The sequence below is a fragment of the Janthinobacterium woesei genome, from assembly GCF_051380875.1.
In the GTDB taxonomy this organism is placed as follows: Bacteria; Pseudomonadota; Gammaproteobacteria; order Burkholderiales; family Burkholderiaceae_D; genus Janthinobacterium.
On record NZ_JBNYXW010000018.1, the window covers coordinates 12,669 to 34,642 of the forward strand.

Consider the following 21,974-nt stretch of genomic DNA (forward strand, 5'->3'; position numbering starts at 1 on the left):
TTGTTGCGTCTGTTGTTGATACAGCACAAATTATGTGTTGATATTAAATATTGCCGTATGGACATATTTGCCTTGCATGCGTAGACTTGTCGCTCTGATGATCGCGCCGCCTTCCTGGCGGCGTCCTGACTAGAAAGTCTTGCAATATGAACATGGCGAAATTGTCGGTGCATGGGGACGATCCCACGCTCAAATCCATCCTCGAAGCCTTGCCCACCGATCCGGAACGCGAATGGCGCAAGGGCGAGGCAAAGGGGCAGGGGCGCGTGTATCTCGATTCCGGCTTCGACGTGGTCATCGTGCAAGCGTCCAAGCCGCAAGTGTTGCCAGCGCGCATACGCAGCTACCTGGCAGAATGCCGTTCGCGCGGCGTCACGTTTACCATGCCGCGCATCGTGGCCGAGCTGCAACTCGAATTGAACGGCGACGATACCTCCGGCGCGCCGCTCGACCTGACCCTGGCCGACATGCAGCACCTGACGGAGATGGGCATCAGCCTGAGCATCGTTACGCTTCCTGTCGCGGCTTGATGCCTGTTTGAGATGGAAAAAAATGGCCGCCTGTGCAGGGCGGCCATTTTTTTACGGTTCGGCTATATCGACTGTCAGCATATTGTCGTCCGGCTTGCGGTCGATCAACTTGTTGTCGGGATCGATGCCAGCCTTGCCCGGTCGTGCATTGACGATGAGCGTATAACTTGCCTCGCGCGCCGTCATGCGCTGGCGTTCGCGCAGCAGCGGATGGTCATTGGCGTCGTCGACGCCGATCTCGATCAAGTCATTCAAGGGCGCGTCATGTTCTTCGCCCTGTGCGCCAGCGACCAGCTTGCTTGCCTGCACCTTCACGCTGACGACGTACTTGCCATCGCTGCGTTTTGTGGCCGTGGCCGACAGCGCGCGGTTGTCAAACAGCACGATTTTCTCGAACAGATCGTCGATCAGCGTAGCCTGCTCTGGCGGCGTGACCTTGCGCAAGCCGTCGATCAGGGCCGTCACGCTGGCGTACGGCGGACCTTTCTGGCCATAGGTCTTGATCAAGTCGCGCAGCACGCCGTTGACCTTGTCTTCGCCTATGATGTCCTGCAGCAAATACATGGCCAGGCTGCCCTTGTGGTAATGGATGTAAGCCTGGTTTTCATTGTCGGCCAGCGGCAATTCCTGCTGGCGTTCTTCGCTGCGCCCCATCAGGTATTGATTCAGGTCATAGCGCAGGAAGCGGCGCATCTTGGCCGGCCCCACGGTTTTCTTCATCACCATCAGGGCCGAGTATTCGGCCAGGGTTTCGCTGAGCACGGTAGCGCCCCGCGTATTGCCGCCCACCAATTGATGCCCCCACCACTGGTGCGCCACTTCATGCGCCGTGATGTAGAACGGGTAATCGAGATCCTTCGGATTCTTGTCGTCCACCTTGGCGATGAAGCCCAGTCCTTCCGAGTACGGGATGGTGTTCGGGAACGATTGCGCATAGGTGGCGTAGCGGGGGAACTCGACGATGCGCAAGATCTTGTGCTGGTAGGGGCCAAAATGCTTGGTGTAGTACTCGAGCGCTTCCTTGCTGCCGCGCACGAAGCGGTCGAGGTTGAATTCGTGGCCAGGATGGTAATACACGTCGATGGAGACATCTTGCCAGCGTTCATGCTTGACGGCGTAGCGGGCCGACTGGAATGAGTAGAAATTGAGGATAGGCTGGTCCAGCGTGTAATGGAAATAATGGCGGCCATTGGCGATCCAGTCCTTGTCCAGCATGCCAGGCGCGATGGCCGTCTGGCCGTCGATGGTGCTGACGGTGGCGTCAAAACGGATGCGGTCGGCATCGTTGCTGACGTCATTGTCGGCCAGGCCCCTGGCGTCGTCGCGCGGCAAGGCCCGCGCGCGCGGCGGCAAGCCGTGTTTCTTGCGGTCGCGCGTGTCCGTCAGTTCCAGCTGTGCCTGGTAGCCGATGTGCGGCAGCACGGCATGCGTGAAGAAAGTGCCGTTGGCTACCACGGGCGTGTCCTGGCCCAGGCCGAAGATGCCGCGCGGGGCGTAGGAAATATCGAAATCGAGGCCCAGGGTGGCGCCAGGCGCCAGCGGCGTGGCCAGGCGGTAGCTGTAAAAGCCCAGTTTGCTGTCATCGAGGCCAGGATGCACGCGCGTATCGAAACGCAAACGCATGGTCGAGGTCGGGTCTTGCTGCACCAGGATCTGGCTGATGGGCAAGCTGGTCTTGTTTTGCAGCTCGTAGCGGCCCTTCACGGCCAGCGTGCGCTGCGCCGGGTAGATCGATACGTCGAGTTTCACGTCCGTCACGCGCGGCTGCGGCGTGGCGGCAAACTTGCGGTACTGGCGCTCGACACTGGCGCGGTCTGCATCGCGCGCGAACTCGGACTTGTAATCGTTGGCGATATGAAAAGTATACAACAGCACGGCGCCGGCGCTGACGAAGAGCAACAGGCCGCCGGCAAAGCTGGCCAGCACGCCTTGCGTCAGGCCATGGCGCGCCAGGCGCAAGCGGATGCGCCAGCTGTCTTGCGCGCCGCGGGGCCAGAACAGCAGGGAGAGCACCGTCAGCATGACGGCCGCACCGCTCCAGTACAGCAAGTACCAGCGTTCGCGCAACACATAGTGGCCGGCGCCGTTCATGGCCGAATACACGAAGTCCGGCGTGCTGCCGTACAGCAAGAGCGGGTCACCCAGGCCCAGCGAGGCAAAGCTGATGGTGGCGATGTAGTACAAAATCATGGCGAAATACGCCAGGTACTTGTGATTGATCAATACCTGCAGGAAGATGGCCAGCACGGCGATCAGCGCGTAGTACGGCAGGTGCGACAGGAACAGCGATTCAATATACAGGCCAGGGTCGAGGCGGTAATAGCCCTTGAAGACTTGAATCGACATGCCGCACAGCATGATGATCACACTGAGCAACGCTTGCAGGCCGATCAGCGCAAACAGTTTCGACAGCAGCGGCAGCCAGTTCGGCACGGGCAGGGCGTCGAGCATCAAATGGATGCTGGCCTCGCGTTCGCGCCACACCAGTTCGCCCGCATAGAAGGTGGTGATCACCAGCATGAACAGGGCGAACGAGGCGCTCACCAGTTCCAGCACCTTTTCCGTCACCGGATAGGTATTCGTGCCATACATGGAGCCCATGTCGAGCGCGCCCGCATACATGGTCAGCACGCCAGCGAGCACGATGACGACAAAATAAATGTTCTTGATGGTTTCGCGCAGGTTCAGCCAGCTCATCTTGACGAGCAGGCCGGCCAGCTTGCGCTGCGCAAAGTCCTGCGTTTCCTGCGTGGCCAGCGAAGCGTTCGACAGGCGCAGCGGCGCGTCGCCCTCGCCGCGGCGCTTGGCGGCGCCCGCGTCGGGCGCGGCGTTGAAATGGAAGCGCCAGTAGCCCAGCAGCAATGCCACCAGGGCAAAGCCGGACCAGATGGCGCGGTTTAGCAGGTACACGCCTTCCAGCGTCACCAGGCGCGTGTTGCGCTCGGCATTCGGCCAGTATTCCGTCAAACGTATCAGCGCCGTGGTGCCGAACGGGTCGATCAGGGCGGCCAGGGTCTTGTAGTCGAGGTCGCGCGCCAGCGACGGCGCCACCAGGTAGCCGATCAGCATCACGACCGAGCTGATATACACGGGCAGCATGCGCCGCGTCAGGGCGGCGATGACGAAGAAGATGGCGCCGAAGATGAACAAATTCGGCAGCAAGGTAAATACATACGGCATCAGATAGGCCAGCGCCCGCTGCGGGCCCAGGCGTTCGGGATCGATGCCGGGCAGCCAGGCACCCAGCCAGGCGCCCAGCACGATGCTGGAAAACACCACCGCCAGCACCAGGTAGGCGCCGAGAAAGCGGCCAAAGACATACTGGTATTTCTTGATCGGCGCGCTGAAGAAGAAATGCTGCATGCCGTATTCGAAATCCTGCTGCACCGAGCGGCCCATCATGGCGGCCACCACCACGGCGCCGAAGCAGCCCAGCAGGCTGCAGGTAAATGCCAGCGAACGGGGTGCGTTGATCAGGAACTTGCCGCCGAAACTGATGCTCGCTTCCTTGAAGACGCCGCCGGCGGCAGCCATCCACAGCATGGCCAGCGCCAGGAACATGGCGAAATACACCCAGGTGGACAGCAGCTTGAGCCGCTGCCGGGCTTCAAAACGGGCGATGGCAAACATGGCCGCCCCCTCAGTCGCACTGCGGGGCGACGCGGTGGCGCCCGGCAATGGTGGCGAAATACAAGTCTTCCAGGTCGCCGATGGCTTCCTCGAAGCCGTCGCCCGGGTCCTCGTCGCTGTAGACGTGGATCAGCGTGCGGCCCGACAGCAAGCGCGTGGAAATGACGGCGTGGCGCTGCTGGAAGCTGGCCAGCTCTTTCTTTTCGACGAAGCGCGCCCAGATCTTGCAGCTGACTTCGTCGATGAGTTCCTGGGTCTTGCCGCACAGCAACAAATGGCCCTTGTTGATGATGGCCATGTTGGCGCACAGGTCGGCCACGTCGGAGACGATGTGCGTCGACAGGATCACCGTCTTGTCTTCGCCGATGTCCGACAGCAGGTTATGGAAGCGCACGCGCTCCTGCGGATCGAGGCCGGCCGTCGGCTCGTCGACGATGATCAGTTTCGGGTCGCCCAGCAGTGCCTGGGCGATGCCGAAGCGCTGGCGCATGCCGCCGGAAAAGCCGCCCAGGCGCTGGTGGCGCACGTCGAACAAATTGGTTTGCTGCAACAGGCCTTCGACCACTTCGCGCCGGCGCGCCCGCTGCGACAAGCCTTTCAAGGTGGCAAAGTGGTCCAGCAGCTCGTAGGCTGTCACTTTCGGGTACAGGCCGAAGTCTTGCGGCAGATAGCCCAGCATGCGGCGTATCTCGTCCTTGTCGTCGAGCACGTCGTAGTCGCCAAAGAAGACCGAGCCAGAATCGCATTCCTGCAAGGTGGCCAGGGTACGCATCAAGGTCGACTTGCCGGCGCCATTGGGCCCCAGCAAGCCAAACATGCCTGGCGGTATCGTCAGCGAAACGTTGTCCAGTGCCACCACGCCATTCGCGTAGGTTTTCGACAATTTGCGGATCTGCAATTCCATACAACTCCTTGCTCATGCTGTTGCAGCCCCATGCGGCAGGGCTTATCTATGCTGGCATTGTATTGAATTTAAGAGGTACTGGGCAGTTGCATGCGATGTACGGTGTATTCGCATGCCCAGAGTGCAGCTGGACGGGGTGGGCGGCACCCCGTCGGCAGCGTATTTGCGGGCTAATTGCGGAACAGTACCGATTCGCGGTTGAACCACCAGCGGCACAGTGCCAGCAGGGCGCCCGCGATCACCGTGGTCGAGGCCAGGATCACGCCAAACATGCGGTAGTCCATGGTGCCCTTGACCAGTTCCTTCATGGCCAGCGAGACATTGGTCAGCGGCACCATGGCCCAGATCCAGTTCAGCTCGACGCCGGGCAGCATCGCCGCCACCGTGGGCAGGATGACAAACAGCATCAGCGGCGTGATCATGCCGGCCGCTTCCTTGTAGCTTTTCGCGTAGATCGAGATCGACAGCAGCAGCGAGGCGAAGATGGCGGCCGTCGGCACCAGCATCAGCGTCACCATGGCCAGGTCGGGCAAGCCGATGCTGCGCACCATGACGGCCATGTGGCCTTCCAGCGAACTGCCGAAAATGGCCAGCAGCGCGCCCATGCTGCCCACCATCAGCACGGCCGATGTCATGCCCACGGTAAACAGCACGAGGAACTTGGCCAGCACGATGGCGCTGCGCGGCACGGGCGCCAGCAGCAGCGTTTCCAGCGTGCCCCGCTCCTTTTCGCCCGCGCCCAGGTCGATGGCCGGATACATGGCTGCCGTCAGGCACACCATCAACAGCAGATACGGCAGCATGCCGCCGATGATGGCGCCCATTTGCTCGCGCTCGTTGGCCGTCGATTGCTTGTCGAGCACGATGGGATTGAGGGCGAACGCCAGCTGGGCAGGGCTCAAGTTCAGGGCCGACAGCGCCCCTTCGCGCAGCCCTGCGTTGTAGCTCTCGACGATCTCGCGCACCCTTTGATGGGTGACGTCGACCGTGCTGGCGCTGTTGTAATGCAGGGTGACCCTGGCTTGTTGATGTTGCTGCAGTGCATCTTCAAAATGCGGCGGGATGACCACGGCAAACTTGATGCTGTCGTCGCCGATGGCGCGGCGGATCTCCGCCTCGCTGGCCAGCGGCACTTCGCGCAAGTTGTGCTGCTGCGCAAAACGCGCGCTCAGGCCCGGCGAATGGTCCTTGCCGAACAGGGCATAGCGCATTTCCGCCGTCTTGGCGTTCTTGAACATATTGCTTGAGACATAAGCAAAGCCGCCAAAGATCAGCGGCATGGCAAAGATGGGAATGAGTATGGTGAAGATCAGCGTCTTGCGGTCGCGCGTCAGTTCCAGCAGCTCTTTCAGGTAAATGGTCCACATGGCTCAGGCTCCCTGGTTGATGACGCTGACAAAGGCGTCGTACAGATCGGCACTGCCGCCCAGATGGCGCAGTTCGTCGACCGTGCCGTTGAAGGCGGTGGTGCCGCGGTTGATGATGCAGACCCGGTCGCACAGCTTTTCCACCTCGTGCAGGTGGTGCGTGGAGAAAATCAGCGGCACGCGCAGCGCCTTGTAGCTGGCGATGAAGTCGAGCAGGATCTTGGCCGACATCACGTCGAGGCCCGTGGTCGGCTCGTCGAGGATCACCACTTGCGGCTCATGCACGACGGTGCGGGCGATCGCGCACTTCTGTTTCATGCCGGTTGACAATTGATCTGCCCGCTTGCCGCCATATTCTTCCATCTGCAGCAGGGCGAACAGCTCGTCGCAGCGACGTTTCAGCCTGTCGGCGGGCATGCCGTGCAGGCGGCCAAAATATTCCACGTTCTCGCGCGCCGTCAGGCGGCCATATAGTCCCGTCGAGCCGGACAGGAAGCCGATGCTCTGGCGCGCCACCAGCGGTTGCTGCAAGACATCGACGCCATTTACCAGGGCGCTGCCCGCGTCAGCCTGCAAGGCCGTCGACAGCAGGCGCAAGGTGGTCGTCTTGCCGGCGCCATTCGGACCCAGCAGGCCCAGCACTTCGCCGGGAGCGCAGCTGAAACTGACGTCGCGCACGGCGTGAAACCAGCCGTCATGCTCGCGGGGATCGCTGACGTGCACGCCCTTGCCCTTGTGGGACGGCATGCGGAAACGTTTTGCCAGGTGCTTGACTTCAATCATGTGCGTCATCCATTCGTCAGGGAGAACTAGGGTAGCATGTAAAAAATGTAACTTGCAAGGTGGAAATGTTGCGTGTTCTATTGAAAAAAACAGCGTCTTGATGCAAGCTGCCCGGAATGGTCCCGCTGCGGGCCGCAAGCAGGCCCATAAATGGGGGACAAGAGGAATCCATGCAGAAATCGATCGATCAGGCGACGCAGGACAAGGTACTGGCCGTGGCGCGCGCCGGCATGACCAGTGCCGAAGCCATCGGCTATTTCCGCGTCAGCCTGGGCCTGTACTACCTGGCCGGCCTGATGACGAATGAAGAGCTCGACTTCCAGCAGATCGATGCGCGCTACAACCGCTTTATCTACCATTCGCTCGGTGGCGGGCACAGCATTGCCAGCGTGCTGCAATTCATGAGTGGCGAGAAAGTCTTGCGCGTGCTGCAATCGGAGCGCTTCCTCGCCGCGTTTGCCCTGCATTGCCCGGAGATTCCCGTCGACAGTATTTTCTTCCTGATTTCACTCAACCTGGGCGTGGCGAAAAGCCTGTCCGGCCTCGATGCCATCGGTCCCGTGGTGGACTGGATCGAGCAGGAAAAAGCGCGCACAAGTCAATAAAGCCCCGTTCGCCCCGCGCGCGGCGTGAGTACGCCTGGCCGCTATCGTCCTATAATTCATGTTTTCCTATTCAAGAGCATAGCCACGATGAGCGCGAACCGTTACCTTGACCCCCTGGATCGTTTGATTGTTGGCGCCGACAAGGCCCTGCGCGTCATGGCGGGCGTGGCGTCCGCTTCGCGCCCTTCGCCGGCCGCGCATGCGCCCGATGCGCAGCTGAGCCCGGCCGAACAGCGCCACAGCGCCGGTTTGATGCGCGTCAACCATGTTGGTGAAGTGTGCGCCCAAGCCCTGTACAACTCGCAGGCGCGCCATGCGCACAGCCCGGCCATCCGCGCCCAGTTCGATGAGGCGGGACGCGACGAGGAAGACCACCTGGCCTGGACGGCGCAGCGCCTGACGGAGCTGGGTTCGCATCTGAGCCTGCTCAACCCCCTGTGGTATGCCGGTTCGTTCGCGTTGGGCACCATCGCCGCGCGCATGGGCGACGGCCGCAGCCTGGGTTTCGTGGTGGAAACGGAGCGCCAGGTGGAAGCGCACCTGGCCAGCCACCTGGAAGAATTGCCGCCGCAAGACGCCAAGTCGCGCGCCATCGTGAAACAAATGGCCATCGACGAGGTCGAGCATGGCGCCGCCGCGCAGCGGCTGGGCGCCATCGAGACCCCGGCGCCCGTCAAGGCGCTGATGGGCCTGATGGGCAAGGTCATGACCAAGACGGCCTACTACATATAAAAACGCCTTACTCTTCGATGATTTCGAAGGAATGCGTAATCTCTGCCGTTTTCGCCAGCATGATCGATGCCGAGCAATATTTGTCGTGCGACAGGGCCACGGCGCGTTCCACGGCCGTCGGTTTCAAGGCCTTGCCGCGCACCGTGAAGTGGAAGTGGATCTTGGTAAACACTTTCGGATCGGTCTCGGCGCGGTCGGCCTTAAGGGTCACTTCGCAGCCTTTGATGTCTTCGCGTCCGCGTTTCAGGATCAGCACCACGTCATAGGCGGTGCAGCCGCCCGTGCCCAGCAAGACCATTTCCATGGGGCGCGGCGCCAGGTTGTGGCCGCCGCCGTCGGGCGCGCCATCCATGGCCACCAGGTGGCCGGAACCGGTTTCTGCCCGAAAACTCATGCCCGACGGGCCATTCCAGCTAACTTTGCATTCCATCGTACTCTCCGAAAATTGTAAGCGTTTTGTATTGTAATAGAGGAATGCCCGTCCATGTGCCGCCCGCCGGGCCACAGCTCGCCCGGATTGCGGCTTGACGCAGCATGGCAAAGCCGCTTATACTTGTCGGCTTTCCGTTCGCTCAGGAAAAGTAAATAAGGCAGAGTCCGCATGGCAATATCGGCGGAACCACCATTTGAGCGTGTAATCTATTAGGAAGTCAACATGAAAACATTTTCCGCTAAAGGACATGAAGTCCAGCGCGATTGGTTCGTGGTTGACGCGACGGACAAAGTCCTCGGACGTGTTGCCAGCGAAGTGGCACTCCGACTGCGCGGCAAACACAAACCAGAATTTACTCCTCACGTCGATACCGGCGACTTTATCGTCGTCATCAACGCAGGCAAACTGCGTGTGACCGGTACCAAAGCTACTGAGAAAATTTACTACCGTCACTCTGGCTATCCAGGCGGCATCTACGAAACCAACTTCCAGAAAATGCAACAGCGTTTTCCAGGTCGCGCGCTTGAGAAAGCGGTCAAGGGCATGTTGCCTAAAGGCCCACTCGGCTACGCAATGATCAAGAAGCTGAAAGTGTACGCGGAAGGTTCCCATCCGCACGCTGCTCAGCAACCTAAAGCACTTGTTCTCTAAGGAACTGACATGATCGGTAATTACAATTATGGAACCGGCCGTCGCAAAAGTGCAGTGGCTCGGGTTTTTATCAAAGTTGGCACAGGCTTGATCGTTGTTAACGGCAAACCAGCGAACGAATACTTTTCGCGCGAAACAGGTCTGATGGTCATTCGTCAACCACTGGAACTGACCGGCAATGTCGAGCGTTTCGACATCAAAGTCAACGTCCATGGCGGCGGTGAGTCGGGCCAGGCTGGTGCAGTTCGTCACGGCATCACCCGCGCTCTGATCGACTACGATGCAGCGTTGAAACCGGAACTGGCGAAAGCCGGCTTCGTGACCCGCGATGCACGTGAAGTCGAGCGTAAAAAAGTTGGTCTGCGCAAAGCACGTCGCGCAAAGCAATTCTCGAAGCGTTAATTTTTACGCTGCAGCATCTTTATGGTGCTGTGCGAAAAGCCGCTGGACTTCGGTCTGGCGGCTTTTTTGCATTTCAGCGTGACTCTGCGTTGCGCTGTAAAATACGCGGAAAACCCCGAGGGGGAGTTTCGCAAGTTCCCTGCAATTCCCCATTCATCTGTTATTAATATATACACAAGGAAAGAACATGATCAAAGTTGGCATCGTCGGCGGCACTGGATACACGGGCGTGGAATTGCTGCGCCTGTTGGCAACCCATCCGGATGTCGAGTTGACGGCGATTACTTCGCGCAAGGAAGATGGCTTGCCCGTTGCTGACATGTATCCTTCCCTGCGTGGCCACGTGAAACTGGCGTTTTCCTCGCCGGACAAGGCCAATCTGGCGCAGTGCGATGTGGTATTTTTTGCTACGCCGCATGGTGTTGCAATGGCGCAAGCCCCGGCCCTGCTGGCCGCCGGCGTGAAAGTGATCGACCTGGCCGCCGACTTCCGCCTGAAAGACCAGGCCAAGTTCGAGCAGTGGTACAAAATTCCCCACACGGCGCCCGAGTTGATCGCCCAAGCCGTCTATGGCTTGCCGGAACTGAACCGTGAAGACATCAAGCAGGCCAGCCTGATCGCCAACCCAGGCTGCTATCCGACCACCATGCAGCTGGGCTTTTACCCGCTGCTGAAAGCGGGCCTGGTCAACGCGGGCGGCTTGATCGCCGACTGCAAGTCGGGCGTGTCCGGCGCCGGCCGCAAGGCGGAAATCGGCATTTTGTTCTCGGAAAGCAGCGACAGCTTCAAGGCCTATGGCGTGGCTGGCCACCGCCACCTGCCGGAAACGACGGCGCAGCTGCAACGATTCACGGAGGATAAAGTCGCGCTGACCTTCACGCCGCACTTGGTGCCGATGATACGCGGCATGCATTCGACCCTGTACGCGCAGCTGAACAAGGAGGTGAGCAATGAAGCATTGCAAGCCTTGTTCGAAGAGCAATACAAGGACGAGCCTTTCGTCGACGTGATGCCATTCGGCTCGCACCCGGAAACGCGTTCCACGCGCGGCTCGAACATGCTGCGCCTGGCCGTGCACCGTCCCGAAGGCGGCAACACCGTCATCGTTCTGGTGGTGCAGGATAACCTGGTCAAGGGCGCGTCCGGCCAGGCCGTGCAGTGCATGAACTTGATGTTTGGCTTGAAAGAAACGGCCGGTTTGCAACATATCGCCCTGCTGCCGTAAATATACGCAGGTCCGGCGCCTTTCTGCCGGACCTGTGATAAATTGGACTGCCACGTACACCGAAAGGATGGCGTTCATGTTCGAGCGCAATGCGAAAAGCCCCATCGATACCCTGATCGGCGCCTCGACGCGCATCGAGGGCGACTTGCTGTTTTGCGGCGGCTTGCGCATCGATGGCCATGTGCGCGGCAACGTCACGGGCGAGCCGGGCGAGCCCACGTATGTGGTGCTGGGCGAGGCAGGGCGCATCGATGGCGAGGTGCGCTGCTCGTGCCTGGTCGTCAGCGGCGAGATCAACGGCCCCGTGTATGTGTCCGAAATGCTTGAAATCCAGCCCAAGGCCCGTATTGTGGGCGAGGTGTACTACAAGGTGCTGGAAATGCACAGCGGCGCGCTGGTGCAGGGCAAGCTCAGCCGCCATGACAGCGCCGACCCCGTGCTGCACCTGGCTGTATCGGAAATGTGATCCAGAACAACAGTGGTGAGCGGCAGCAAGGCTGGCCAGAGCGCGACTTGCGCCAACAGTCTATAATGAGTTAATGTTTTCTAGTAGGAGTGTCTGATATGAATGCCGTCGCTGAAATGCAAGATGTGATCCCTTCACCCATTATCTTTACCGATAGCGCCGCCGAAAAAGTCGCGCAGTTGATCGAAGAAGAAGGCAATCCCGACCTGAAATTGCGCGTTTTCGTGCAAGGTGGCGGCTGCTCGGGTTTCCAGTATGGCTTCACCTTCGACGAAATCGTCAATGAAGATGACACCACCATGGTCAAGAACGGCGTCCAGCTGTTGATCGACTCCATGAGCTACCAGTACCTGGTCGGCGCGGAAATCGACTACAAGGATGACCTGGAAGGCGCGCAATTCGTGATCAAGAATCCAACAGCGACTTCTACCTGCGGTTGCGGTTCCTCCTTCTCCGTCTAATAACAGGCTGAGCAGGTAAGAAAATAGCGGATCATCGATCCGCTATTTGTGTTTCTGGAACAGTTGTTCCTTTTCAGCGCGGGTATAGCGCGCCCAGTACTCTTAAACCCGCAGCGCCCGTCACGGCTGGCAAGTTGCCCGGTTTGCGCTGCATGAAGCGCCAGGCCAGCCAGGCGAATGCCAGCGCCTCGACCTGGCTGGGCGCCACGCCCAACGCTTGCGTTGACGCTACCGTCATGCCCGGCAATTCACGGGCCAGCGCCGCCATCAGGCTGGCGTTCTGCGCGCCGCCGCCACACACATACACTGTTTCCGCTTGCGCCCCGTCGCGCACGATGGCGTGCGCCAGGCTGGCGGCCGTCAGCTGCGTCAGGGTCGCCTGCACGTCGGCAGGCTGGGCGCCAGGGTGGCTGACCAGCTTGCCGGCCAGCCAGTCGGCATGGAACAGATCGCGCCCCGTGCTTTTCGGCGCCGCTAATCCAAAGTAGGGTTCATTCAGCATTTCTGCCAGCAGGGCAGGGATGACCTTGCCAGTGGCGGCCCAGGCGCCATCGGCGTCATACGGCTGGCCCTGGTGCTGCAAGACCCAGCCATCCATCAGCGCATTGCCAGGGCCAGTGTCGTAACCGGTGACGCTGCCGTCCGCGTGCAGCACGCTGATATTGCTGATGCCACCGATATTGGCCAGTACGCGCGTGTGGCCCGGCAGATTGAAAATGGCTTGATGAAAGGCCGGCACCAGCGGCGCGCCTTGCCCGCCGGCGGCGACGTCGCGGCTGCGCAAGTCGGCGATGACGTCGATGCCCGTCAGTTCGGCCAGCAGGGCCGGATTGTTCAGCTGGCGCGTAAAACCCAGCTCGGGGCGGTGGCGGATGGTCTGGCCGTGCGCACCGATGGCAGTAATGGCGTCGGCGCCGATGCCGGCGTTGTCCAGCAGCAAGTCGACGCAGTCGGCGTAATGGCGCACCAGTTGATTGGCGGCCAGCGCCTCGCGTTCGATTTCATTGTGTCCCGCGCCTTGCAATGCCATCAGGTCGGCGCGCAGGCTGGCGGGAAAGGCAATATACGCGTCGCCCAGGCTGCGCGTGCCACTGTGCGTGCCGTCGTCGGCAAAGTCGATCAGCGCGCCGTCGACGCCATCCAGGCTGGTGCCCGACATTAAACCGATATACAGCATGGGATTCCTTGAGAGCGGAAGAAGTAAGGCGCTTATTGTGCCGCATTTCCTCGCCTGCGACTCAGCGCGTTTGATCAAAAACAAAGGCACCGGCCATTTGCATGGGCGGTGCCTTTGTTTGTTGCCCGAAGGCAGTGTTGCTTAGCGCGAAGCCAGTGCCGTGTCGTTCGGACGCAGCAGGGTGAAGCGGTGCATCATGTCGCTTGAGACCAGGCGGAAGCGGCTCAGTTCAGCGGACGTCAGCGGCGCTTGCGCCATCACGTTCAGGGTGCGCGGATCTTTCGCCACGCCGCCGACGCGGAATTCATAGTGCAAGTGGGCGCCCGTGGACCAGCCGGTGGTGCCGACATAGCCAATCACATCGCCCTGGCTGACTTTTTGACCTTTTTTCAGGCCCGAAGCGAAGCGGCTCATGTGGGCGTAGGCGGTGGTGTAGTTGGCCCAGTGTTTCAGGACAATAACATTGCCGTAACCGTTTTGCGATCCCACCGTATCGACCACGCCGTCGCCGGAAGCGCGGATGGGCGTGCCAGTGGCTGCCGCAAAGTCGATGCCCTTGTGCGCCTTCCAGTTGCCTGAAATCGGGTGCACGCGCATGGAGAAGCCGGACGAGATGCGGGAGAATTCGAGCGGGGATTTCAGGAAGGCTTTTTTGAGGGACTTGCCGTCGAAGCTGTAGTAACCGCCGCCTTGCTTGCTGGCTGGGTCTTCGAACCAAACGGACTGGTAAGTCGTGCCGCGGTTGGTGAATTCACCGGCCAGGATGCGGCCCGCGCGGACAAATTCGCCATCTTGCCAAAATGTTTCGTAGACCACGTTGAAGGCGTCGCCGCGTTTCACGTCGGAACGGAAGTCGATATTGGTCGAGAACATTTCCACGATTTGCGCGGAAATCGAGTCTGGCAGGCGGGTGCCGTCCAGGCTGGAGTCGGTGGCGGCGAACAGGGTGGAAGTAATCTTGCGTGCGTGCATTTCGACGCGGCGTTCCAGCTGGGCTGCCACTTCCGTGGCGACGAACTTGTCGCCCTTGCGGGTGATCAAAATATTCTTCACCGATTTATCGCTGCCGTCGACGAGGGTGGCGCGCATCCAGTTGAGTTCGCCGTTTTCGGTCGTTTGCGCTTGCACGCGTTTGCCCGATTTGAGCAACATCACGCCGCGCGCAACCTTGTCGGTTTTAATGAAATTGGCGGCCGCCGCATCATCCACGCCGAGACGGGTCAGCAGGGTGGCGAGGGTATCGCCAGCGCGGACTTTTTCTTCGTGGGTGAAATTCTGGTCTACTTGTTCCATCGCGGAAATTTGCGAGGCGATATCAGGCATTTCCAGGTTCTGGGCGATCGACGTGACCGGCAGGTCGGACGCGTCGGGCGCCAGAGGGGCCACACCGGCCGCGCCGAAGGCGACTACGGCGAGCAGCACTGCGGACACGCCAATAATGCGTGCCTTGCGTGTCGTCGCCAGCTGTGTGTACAGGCGCGAGCCTGTGATTTTATGTATAGGGTTCATGCAATCAGTTAAAATTTGCCCTTGAACGATTCGTGAGCCAGTGCTCTTTGTTATTGTTATTTTGGTTCGTTTTCATACGGCAAGATTGATGGGATCGAGCATTATAACAAACTCCGCAAACCAACTACCATTTTGAGATCTACTGTCAAATTTTATGGAAATCAACACCACCGCATCGCCTGGCAAGGCTAACGCAGCTCACACCGCGCTCGCGCTGTCGGACAGAGTACAAGAAGCCCTCGCGATTACCAAGCGTGGCGTCGACGAACTCTTGATCGAAAGCGAATTTGCGCAAAAATTAGCCCGCTCCGAGAAAACCGGCGTTCCGCTGCGCATCAAGCTGGGCCTGGACCCGACTGCACCCGACTTGCACCTGGGCCATACTGTCGTGCTCAACAAGATGCGCCAGCTGCAAAACCTGGGCCATCAAGTCATTTTCCTGATCGGCGACTTCACCTCGATGATCGGCGACCCTTCGGGCCGCAACGTCACGCGCCCGCCGCTGACTAAAGAACAGATCGAGATTAACGCGATGACGTATTTCGCGCAAGCATCTTTGGTGCTCGACGCCAGCAAGACGGAAATTCGCTATAACTCCGAGTGGTGCGATCCGCTGGGCGCGCGCGGCATCATCAAGTTGGCTTCCCACTACACGGTGGCGCGCATGATCGAGCGCGACGACTTCACCAAGCGCTTCCAGGGCGGCATTCCTATTTCCGTGCATGAGTTCCTGTACCCGCTGATGCAGGGCTACGACTCGGTGGCCCTGAAGTCGGACCTGGAACTGGGCGGCACGGACCAGAAGTTCAACCTGCTGGTGGGCCGCGAACTGCAAAAGCAGTACGGACAGGAGCAGCAGTGTATTTTGACCATGCCGCTGCTGGAAGGTTTGGACGGCGTGGAAAAAATGTCCAAGTCGAAGAATAACTACATCGGCATCACGGAACCGGGCAACACCATGTTTGCCAAGCTGATGAGCATTTCCGACGTCATGATGTGGCGCTACTATGAGCTGCTGTCGTGGCGTTCGCTCGCCGAACTGGCCCAATTGAAGAGCGAAATCGAGGGCGGACGCAATCCGCGCGATGCCAAGGTTGCGCTGGCGCAAGAGATCGTCGCCCGTTTCCACTCGCAGCAGGCGGCCGAAGATGCACTGGCTGACTTCGTCAACCGCTCGAAAGGCGGCATTCCCGACGATATTGCGGAAGTAACGCTCTCCGGCGCGCCGCTGGGCATCCCGCAATTGCTCAAGCAGGCCGGTTTGTGCCCGTCCACTTCGGAAGCCATGCGCATGATCGAGCAGGGCGGCGTGCGCATCGATGGCACCGTCATCAGCGACAAGGGCTTGCAAGTGGCGGCGGGTGTCTGCGTGCTGCAAGTTGGCAAGCGCAAGTTTGCGCGCGTCACCTTGACGGCATGATCGCGCTGCTGCAGCGCGTCACGCAGGCCAGGGTCGATGTGGCAGGCGCCACCATCGGCGCCATCGACGCGGGACTGATGGTGCTGGTGTGCGCCGAGCGGGGCGATACGGAGAAGGAAGCGGACGCACTGCTGGCCAAGCTGCTCGGCTACCGCGTCTTTGCCGATGCAGCGGGCAAGATGAACCTCAGTGTGACGGACGTGGCGGGCGCCTTGCTGCTGGTGCCCCAGTTCACCCTGGCGGCCGATACCAAGTCTGGCACGCGCCCGTCGTTTACGCCGGCGGCCGCGCCGCAGGACGGCTTGCGCCTGTTCACGCATTTCGTGGCGCAGGCGCGCAGCCGCCACGCCACCGTGCAAACGGGACAGTTCGGCGCCGACATGCAAGTGTCGCTGACGAATGACGGCCCTGTGACTTTTTGGTTGCAGGTAAACGCCAAACAATAAAGGAGCAAGCGATGAAATTGTGGAGCGAGACGTTTCGTGATGGCGGCCTGATACCGGCCGAGTGTGCCTTTGCCGAGATCGACCCGGCCAGCCGCGTGCGCCTCGCGGGCAACCGCAATCCCCATCTGGCCTGGGACGAGGTGCCGAACGGCACCGAGTCGCTGGCCCTGTTCTGCATCGACCCCGACGCGCCGCAAGACGCCAGCCTGGTCAACCGCGACGACCAGGTATTGCCGCTGGCGGCGCCGCGCGGCGACTTTTATCACTGGAGCTTGCTCGACGTGCCACCGGCCATGCGTGCCATCGATGCGGGGCAGTTTTCCAGCGGCGTCACGCCACGCGGTAAATCCGCTGCGACCATTCCCTGGCTCGACGGCAGCGGTCCGTTTATATTGCGCCAGGGCATCAATGACTATGCACTCTGGTTTGCCGGCGACGTGGACATGGCCGGCGATTACTACGGCTACGATGGCCCGTGTCCGCCGTGGAATGACGCGCGCATCCACCATTATATTTTCCGCCTGTATGCGCTCGACGTGCCGTGCCTGGCGCTGCCCGCACGTTTTACGGGGGCGCAAGCCCATGCCGCCCTCTATGGCCACATCCTTGACGAAGCGCAACTCGTCGTCGCCTACTCGCTCAACCCCGAGCTGGCACTTACCCTGAAGAAATAAAGCATGAGCACCACGATTTTACTGATACGCCATGGTGAAACGGCCTGGAATGCGGGCCGCCGCCTGCAGGGTCATGTCGACATCGCCCTGAACGAGGCGGGCCTGGCGCAAGCGGCCGCGCTGGGCCAGGCGCTGGCGGACGAACCGCTGGGCGCCATCATCGCCAGTGACTTGCAGCGCGCTTGCCAGACGGCGCAAGCCATTGCCGACGTGAAAAATTTGCCCGTACAGATGGACCCTTTGCTGCGCGAACGCTGCTATGGCGTCTTCGAAGGCTTGCTGTATGCCGACATCGCCGCGCGCTATCCGCATGAGTATGCGCAATGGCAATCGCGCCAGATCGATGCCGTGATGCCGTCCGGCGAGCGCCAGGCCGAGAGTTTTCGCCAGTTTTATGCGCGCGCGAATGGCGCCATCGCCCGCTGGGCCCAGCAGTATGATGGCCAGACGATCGCCATCGTGGCCCACGGCGGCGTGCTCGAATGCGCCTACCGCGAGGCCGTGGGCATGACACTCGACAGTCCGCGCGACTTCCTGGTGAAAAATGCCAGCGTCAACCGTTTCTCGTACGCCGACGGCAAGCTGCACCTGGTGCACTGGGGAAATATTGAACACCTGAGCGCGCCCGCGATGGATGAGCTGGGTTAGCCCTTATCCACGCGCTGGCGCAGGAGCTTAAAAAATAGTGCTTATTAAATAGGCAGGGAATCGGTTAAAATAACAGGTTCCTCCGCCCATTCCAGGTTCCTCAGTGCAAATCGGCCCTCACATTCTGCGCAACAACGTTTTCGTCGCTCCCATGGCGGGCGTGACGGATCGGCCTTTCCGCCAGTTGTGCAAGCAGTTGGGTGCCGGCTATGCCGTGTCGGAGATGGCGGCGTCGAATCCGCGCCTGTGGGCAACGGAAAAAAGTTCGCGCCGCACCGACCATGCAGGCGAAATGGAGCCGAAAGCCGTGCAGATCGCCGGTGCCGATCCGCAAGACCTGGCCGATTGCGCCAAGTTCAATGTGGACCGGGGCGCGCAGATCATCGACATCAACATGGGTTGCCCCGTGAAGAAGGTATGCAATAGCTGGTGCGGTTCGGCCTTGCTGCAAAACGAAAGCCTGGTCGAGAAGATCTTGCATGCCGTCGTCAATGCCGTCGACGTGCCCGTCACCCTGAAATTTCGTACGGGCTGGGACCGCGAAAACAAGAACGCGTTGACAATCGCCCACATCGCCGAGCAAGCGGGCATCCAGATGCTGACCTTGCACGGCCGCACGCGCGCCGATGGCTACAAGGGTGATGCCGAATATGAAACAATTGCCGCCGTGAAAGCGGCGGTGGGCATTCCCGTGGTGGCCAATGGCGACATCACCAGTCCGGAAAAAGCCCGCTTTGTGCTCGATCAGACGGGCGCCGATGCCGTCATGATCGGCCGCGCGGCGCAGGGCCGGCCGTGGATTTGCCGCGAAATCGACCATTTCCTGCGCACCGGCACCTTGCTGCCGGCGCCGTATGTGGATGAAGTGCGCACCCTGATGGATGAGCATCTGCGCGCCCATTACGCGTTTTATGGCGAATTTTTGGGCGTGCGCACGGCGCGCAAGCACATCGGCTGGTATGTGAAAGACCTGGCCGGCGGCGAAGCGTTCCGCCAGCAAATGAACTTGCTGGAGTCGACGGACGCGCAGTTGCTGGCCGTCGATCAATTTTTTGAGTCGCAATGGAAATTTGGCGAACGGTTACAATACCGCCTCGCTGAATCGGATGAAAGTGGCCTGCTGGAAGTGGCCACGGCAGCATGAGCAGATAAGCAAAGCAGTTACGTAAATAGGTTAAAAGCAATACAAGGGCGAGCGCCTATACAGAGCGTCATGCAATATTAATTACAACACTGAGACAAGACGGCAGCAAGCGGCCCGCATGAGCGCCGCGGCAGTCGATTGTCAGGTGTTCAGCCGGTTGAAGCATACAAATGAGCAAAGAAAGCATTCAGGAAGTCGTACAGAAAAGTCTAGAAGATTACTTCAATGACCTGGGCGAACAGCAAGCATCGAATATCTATGACATGGTCGTGCTGACCGTGGAAAAGCCCATCCTGGAAGTCGTGATGACACGCGCCGATGGCAACCAGTCGCATGCCGCGCAGATGCTGGGCATCAACCGCAACACCTTGCGCAAGAAATTGCAGGAGCACGGTTTGCTGTAATGCCGGCATGCAAGTGACGCCAAGATTTGAATCCGCCGCAGCCTCAGCTTCAACCTGATGACTGAACTGCGCCATTCGCCAAGAACACTTAACCACCTAGCCACAGCCATGATCAAACAAGCTCTCCTCTCCGTTTCCGACAAGACCGGCGTTCTCGATTTCGCCCGCGCCCTGTCTGCTCTCGGCGTCAACCTCCTGTCCACCGGCGGCACCGCCAAATTGCTGGCAGACAACGGTGTTCCCGTGACGGAAGTCGCCGACTACACGGGTTTCCCGGAGATGCTCGATGGCCGTGTGAAAACACTGCACCCGAAAGTGCACGGCGGTATCCTGGCGCGCCGCGATTTCCCTGAGCACATGTTGAAGCTGGTCGAGCACGATATGCCGACCATCGACATGGTGGTGGTCAACCTGTACCCATTCCAGGGCACGGTGGCCAAGGCCGATTGCACCCTGGAAGACGCGATCGAAAATATCGATATCGGCGGCCCGACCATGCTGCGCTCGGCAGCCAAGAACCACAAGGACGTCGTCGTCATCTGCGACCCTAGCGACTACGACGCAGTCCTGGCGGAAATGCGCTCGGCTGACGGCACGGCTGGCACGGTCAGCTACGACACCAAATTCATGCTGGCGAAAAAAGTCTTCGCGCACACGGCGCAATACGATGGCGCCATCACCAACTACCTGACCAGCCTGGGCCCGACGAAGGTGCACGCCGAGCGCGGCGCCTATCCGCAAGTCTTGAATGTTGCATTTGAGAAAGTGCAAGACATGCGCTACGGTGAGAATCCACACCAGAGCGCCGCCTTCTACCGCGACTTGGTCAGCATCGATGGCGCGCTGGCCAACTATCGCCAGCTGCAAGGCAAGGAATTGTCGTACAACAACATCGCCGACGCCGATGCGGCCTGGGAATGCGTGAAGAGCCTGGGCGGCTTCGAGCAAAGCGCCGCCTGCGTCATCGTCAAGCATGCGAACCCATGCGGCGTAGCGCTGGGCAAGAATGCGGCCGAAGCGTACGCGCGCGCCCTGCAGACGGATCCGACCTCCGCGTTTGGCGGCATCATCGCCTTCAACACGGAACTCGACGGCGCCACCGCTGGCGAGATCGCCAAGCTGTTCGTGGAAGTGCTGATCGCCCCATCGTTTTCAAACGAAGCGAAACAGATTCTGTCGAGCAAGCAAAACGTGCGCATGCTGGAAATCCCGCTGGGCGCCGGCGTCAACACCATGGACTTCAAGCGCGTGGGCGGCGGCTTGCTGGTGCAATCGCCGGACGCGAAAAACGTCGGCATCGCCGACTTGCGCGTGGTGAGCAAGCTGCAGCCAACGCCGCAGCAGTTGACCGACCTGATGTTCGCCTGGAAAGTGGCGAAATTCGTCAAGTCGAACGCCATCGTCTTCTGCGGCAATAACATGACCCTGGGCGTGGGCGCAGGCCAGATGAGCCGTATCGACTCGGCCCGCATCGCCTCGATCAAGGCGCAGAACGCTGGCCTGAGCTTGGCCGGTTCCGTGGTGGCGTCGGACGCCTTCTTCCCGTTCCGCGACGGCCTCGACGTCGTCGTCGATGCGGGTGCCACCTGCGTCATCCACCCGGGTGGCTCCATGCGCGACCAGGAAGTGATCGATGCGGCGGACGAGCGTGGCGTTGTCATGTTGTATACGGGCACGCGTCACTTCCGTCATTAATATAGGCGGCTGGGAATAAATCCCCAGCAGGCAGTAACAGAGCGGCAGGCTCCGGTTATTCACCGGTGCCTGCCGTATTCATTATAGAATCTGGCGATGATTATTCTTGGCATCGATCCTGGCCTGCGCACGACCGGCTTTGGGGTCATTGAAAAACTGGGCAACAAGCTGCGCTATATCGCTTCGGGGACCGTCAAGACGAGTTCCGAGGGTGCATTGCCGCCGCGCCTGAAGATCATCTTGCAGGGCGTGAGCGAAATCGTCGGCACCTACCAGCCCGATTGCGCCGCCATCGAAAAAGTGTTTGTCAACGTCAATCCCCAATCGACCCTGCTGCTGGGCCAGGCGCGCGGTGCGGCCATCTGCGCGCTGGTTCATGCCGACCTGTCGGTGGCTGAATATACGGCGCTGCAGGTGAAGCAGGCCGTCACGGGCCACGGCAAGGCGGCCAAGGAACAGGTGCAGGAAATGGTGTCCCGGCTGCTGTCCTTGCCCGGCTTGCCAGGCACGGATGCTGCCGATGCGCTGGGCGTGGCCATTTGCCACGCCAACAGCGTCGATGCGCTGGCCATGCTGGGCGCGCTGGCGCCCCAGTTGCAGGGCTTGCGCATGAAGCGCGGCCGCCTGGTGGGCTAGGCATGACTTTAAAATTTAACATTAGGAACACG

Annotated in this window: 23 protein-coding genes; 16 read left to right on the forward strand and 7 right to left on the reverse strand. The window is 60.3% G+C overall.

Features of this window, described 5'->3' with window-relative positions; genetic code table 11:
• The first annotated feature begins 152 nt into the window (after nucleotides 1-152).
• Entirely contained in the window at nucleotides 153-530 is a 378-nt protein-coding gene (locus ACQ4W6_RS20205) for a hypothetical protein (RefSeq protein WP_436568964.1), read from the forward strand.
• 51 nt (nucleotides 531-581) lie between these two features.
• On the opposite strand, the gene ACQ4W6_RS20210 is transcribed toward ACQ4W6_RS20205, so the two are convergent.
• The 4 genes from ACQ4W6_RS20210 to ACQ4W6_RS20225 form a co-directional block, all read right to left on the reverse strand.
• Entirely contained in the window at nucleotides 582-4,160 is a 3,579-nt protein-coding gene (locus ACQ4W6_RS20210) for an ABC transporter permease/M1 family aminopeptidase (protein ID WP_436568965.1), read from the reverse strand.
• A gap of 10 nt (nucleotides 4,161-4,170) precedes the next feature.
• The gene (locus tag ACQ4W6_RS20215; RefSeq protein ID WP_436568966.1) at nucleotides 4,171-5,064 is read right to left on the reverse strand and encodes an ABC transporter ATP-binding protein; all 894 of its coding nucleotides are present in this window, start codon (nucleotides 5,062-5,064) and stop codon (nucleotides 4,171-4,173) included.
• Between the two features lie 170 nt (nucleotides 5,065-5,234).
• Nucleotides 5,235-6,431, reverse strand: coding sequence for an ABC transporter permease (locus tag ACQ4W6_RS20220; RefSeq protein WP_436568967.1), 1,197 nt, complete (start codon nucleotides 6,429-6,431; stop codon nucleotides 5,235-5,237).
• 3 nt (nucleotides 6,432-6,434) lie between these two features.
• Nucleotides 6,435-7,214 (reverse strand): ABC transporter ATP-binding protein, encoded by a 780-nt coding sequence (locus ACQ4W6_RS20225; protein WP_436568968.1) that lies wholly within the window; start codon nucleotides 7,212-7,214, stop codon nucleotides 6,435-6,437.
• A gap of 170 nt (nucleotides 7,215-7,384) precedes the next feature.
• On the opposite strand from ACQ4W6_RS20225, the gene ACQ4W6_RS20230 reads away from it, so the two are divergent.
• Nucleotides 7,385-7,819 carry a hypothetical protein gene (locus tag ACQ4W6_RS20230; RefSeq protein WP_436568969.1) on the forward strand — a complete coding sequence of 145 codons (435 nt, stop codon included), beginning with the start codon at nucleotides 7,385-7,387 and terminating at the stop codon, nucleotides 7,817-7,819.
• A gap of 87 nt (nucleotides 7,820-7,906) precedes the next feature.
• Nucleotides 7,907-8,551 carry a 2-polyprenyl-3-methyl-6-methoxy-1,4-benzoquinone monooxygenase gene (gene coq7 / locus ACQ4W6_RS20235; protein WP_436568970.1) on the forward strand — a complete coding sequence of 215 codons (645 nt, stop codon included), beginning with the start codon at nucleotides 7,907-7,909 and terminating at the stop codon, nucleotides 8,549-8,551.
• A gap of 7 nt (nucleotides 8,552-8,558) precedes the next feature.
• On the opposite strand, the gene ACQ4W6_RS20240 is transcribed toward coq7, so the two are convergent.
• A complete protein-coding gene (locus tag ACQ4W6_RS20240) occupies nucleotides 8,559-8,981 on the reverse strand; it encodes an OsmC family protein (RefSeq protein WP_436568971.1) in 423 nt (140 codons plus the stop codon).
• 225 nt (nucleotides 8,982-9,206) lie between these two features.
• On the opposite strand from ACQ4W6_RS20240, the gene rplM reads away from it, so the two are divergent.
• From rplM to erpA, 5 genes are all read left to right on the forward strand, one after another.
• The gene (gene rplM, locus ACQ4W6_RS20245; protein ID WP_010393282.1) at nucleotides 9,207-9,635 is read left to right on the forward strand and encodes a 50S ribosomal protein L13; all 429 of its coding nucleotides are present in this window, start codon (nucleotides 9,207-9,209) and stop codon (nucleotides 9,633-9,635) included.
• Nucleotides 9,636-9,644: 9 nt separating this feature from the next.
• The gene (gene rpsI / locus ACQ4W6_RS20250; RefSeq protein WP_010393285.1) at nucleotides 9,645-10,037 is read left to right on the forward strand and encodes a 30S ribosomal protein S9; all 393 of its coding nucleotides are present in this window, start codon (nucleotides 9,645-9,647) and stop codon (nucleotides 10,035-10,037) included.
• A gap of 187 nt (nucleotides 10,038-10,224) precedes the next feature.
• A complete protein-coding gene (argC, locus tag ACQ4W6_RS20255; RefSeq protein ID WP_436568972.1) occupies nucleotides 10,225-11,262 on the forward strand; it encodes an N-acetyl-gamma-glutamyl-phosphate reductase in 1,038 nt (345 codons plus the stop codon).
• A 76-nt stretch (nucleotides 11,263-11,338) separates the two neighbouring features.
• The gene (locus ACQ4W6_RS20260; RefSeq protein WP_436568973.1) at nucleotides 11,339-11,728 is read left to right on the forward strand and encodes a bactofilin family protein; all 390 of its coding nucleotides are present in this window, start codon (nucleotides 11,339-11,341) and stop codon (nucleotides 11,726-11,728) included.
• A 98-nt stretch (nucleotides 11,729-11,826) separates the two neighbouring features.
• Nucleotides 11,827-12,189, forward strand: coding sequence for an iron-sulfur cluster insertion protein ErpA (gene erpA, locus ACQ4W6_RS20265; RefSeq protein WP_029496047.1), 363 nt, complete (start codon nucleotides 11,827-11,829; stop codon nucleotides 12,187-12,189).
• Nucleotides 12,190-12,262: 73 nt separating this feature from the next.
• On the opposite strand, the gene ACQ4W6_RS20270 is transcribed toward erpA, so the two are convergent.
• A complete protein-coding gene (locus ACQ4W6_RS20270) occupies nucleotides 12,263-13,366 on the reverse strand; it encodes an anhydro-N-acetylmuramic acid kinase (protein WP_436568974.1) in 1,104 nt (367 codons plus the stop codon).
• 141 nt (nucleotides 13,367-13,507) lie between these two features.
• Nucleotides 13,508-14,875, reverse strand: a complete 1,368-nt coding sequence (locus ACQ4W6_RS20275; RefSeq protein ID WP_436568975.1) for a M23 family metallopeptidase — start codon at nucleotides 14,873-14,875, stop codon at nucleotides 13,508-13,510.
• A 154-nt stretch (nucleotides 14,876-15,029) separates the two neighbouring features.
• On the opposite strand from ACQ4W6_RS20275, the gene tyrS reads away from it, so the two are divergent.
• From tyrS to ruvC, 8 genes are all read left to right on the forward strand, one after another.
• On the forward strand, nucleotides 15,030-16,295 hold the full coding sequence (tyrS, locus tag ACQ4W6_RS20280) for a tyrosine--tRNA ligase (RefSeq protein WP_436568976.1): 1,266 nt from the start codon (nucleotides 15,030-15,032) through the stop codon (nucleotides 16,293-16,295).
• Nucleotides 16,292-16,741, forward strand: a complete 450-nt coding sequence (dtd, locus tag ACQ4W6_RS20285) for a D-aminoacyl-tRNA deacylase (RefSeq protein WP_436568977.1) — start codon at nucleotides 16,292-16,294, stop codon at nucleotides 16,739-16,741. Before tyrS ends, dtd begins: the two co-directional genes overlap by 4 nt.
• An 11-nt stretch (nucleotides 16,742-16,752) precedes the next feature.
• Nucleotides 16,753-17,415 (forward strand): YbhB/YbcL family Raf kinase inhibitor-like protein, encoded by a 663-nt coding sequence (locus ACQ4W6_RS20290; protein ID WP_436568978.1) that lies wholly within the window; start codon nucleotides 16,753-16,755, stop codon nucleotides 17,413-17,415.
• 3 nt (nucleotides 17,416-17,418) lie between these two features.
• A complete protein-coding gene (locus tag ACQ4W6_RS20295; RefSeq protein ID WP_436568979.1) occupies nucleotides 17,419-18,063 on the forward strand; it encodes a histidine phosphatase family protein in 645 nt (214 codons plus the stop codon).
• 103 nt (nucleotides 18,064-18,166) lie between these two features.
• Nucleotides 18,167-19,207, forward strand: a complete 1,041-nt coding sequence (dusB, locus tag ACQ4W6_RS20300; protein ID WP_436568980.1) for a tRNA dihydrouridine synthase DusB — start codon at nucleotides 18,167-18,169, stop codon at nucleotides 19,205-19,207.
• Between the two features lie 170 nt (nucleotides 19,208-19,377).
• On the forward strand, nucleotides 19,378-19,611 hold the full coding sequence (locus ACQ4W6_RS20305; RefSeq protein WP_008445162.1) for a helix-turn-helix domain-containing protein: 234 nt from the start codon (nucleotides 19,378-19,380) through the stop codon (nucleotides 19,609-19,611).
• Nucleotides 19,612-19,719: 108 nt separating this feature from the next.
• Nucleotides 19,720-21,306, forward strand: a complete 1,587-nt coding sequence (gene purH, locus ACQ4W6_RS20310; RefSeq protein ID WP_436568981.1) for a bifunctional phosphoribosylaminoimidazolecarboxamide formyltransferase/IMP cyclohydrolase — start codon at nucleotides 19,720-19,722, stop codon at nucleotides 21,304-21,306.
• Between the two features lie 96 nt (nucleotides 21,307-21,402).
• Entirely contained in the window at nucleotides 21,403-21,942 is a 540-nt protein-coding gene (gene ruvC, locus ACQ4W6_RS20315; RefSeq protein WP_436568982.1) for a crossover junction endodeoxyribonuclease RuvC, read from the forward strand.
• Nucleotides 21,943-21,974: the final 32 nt, after the last annotated feature.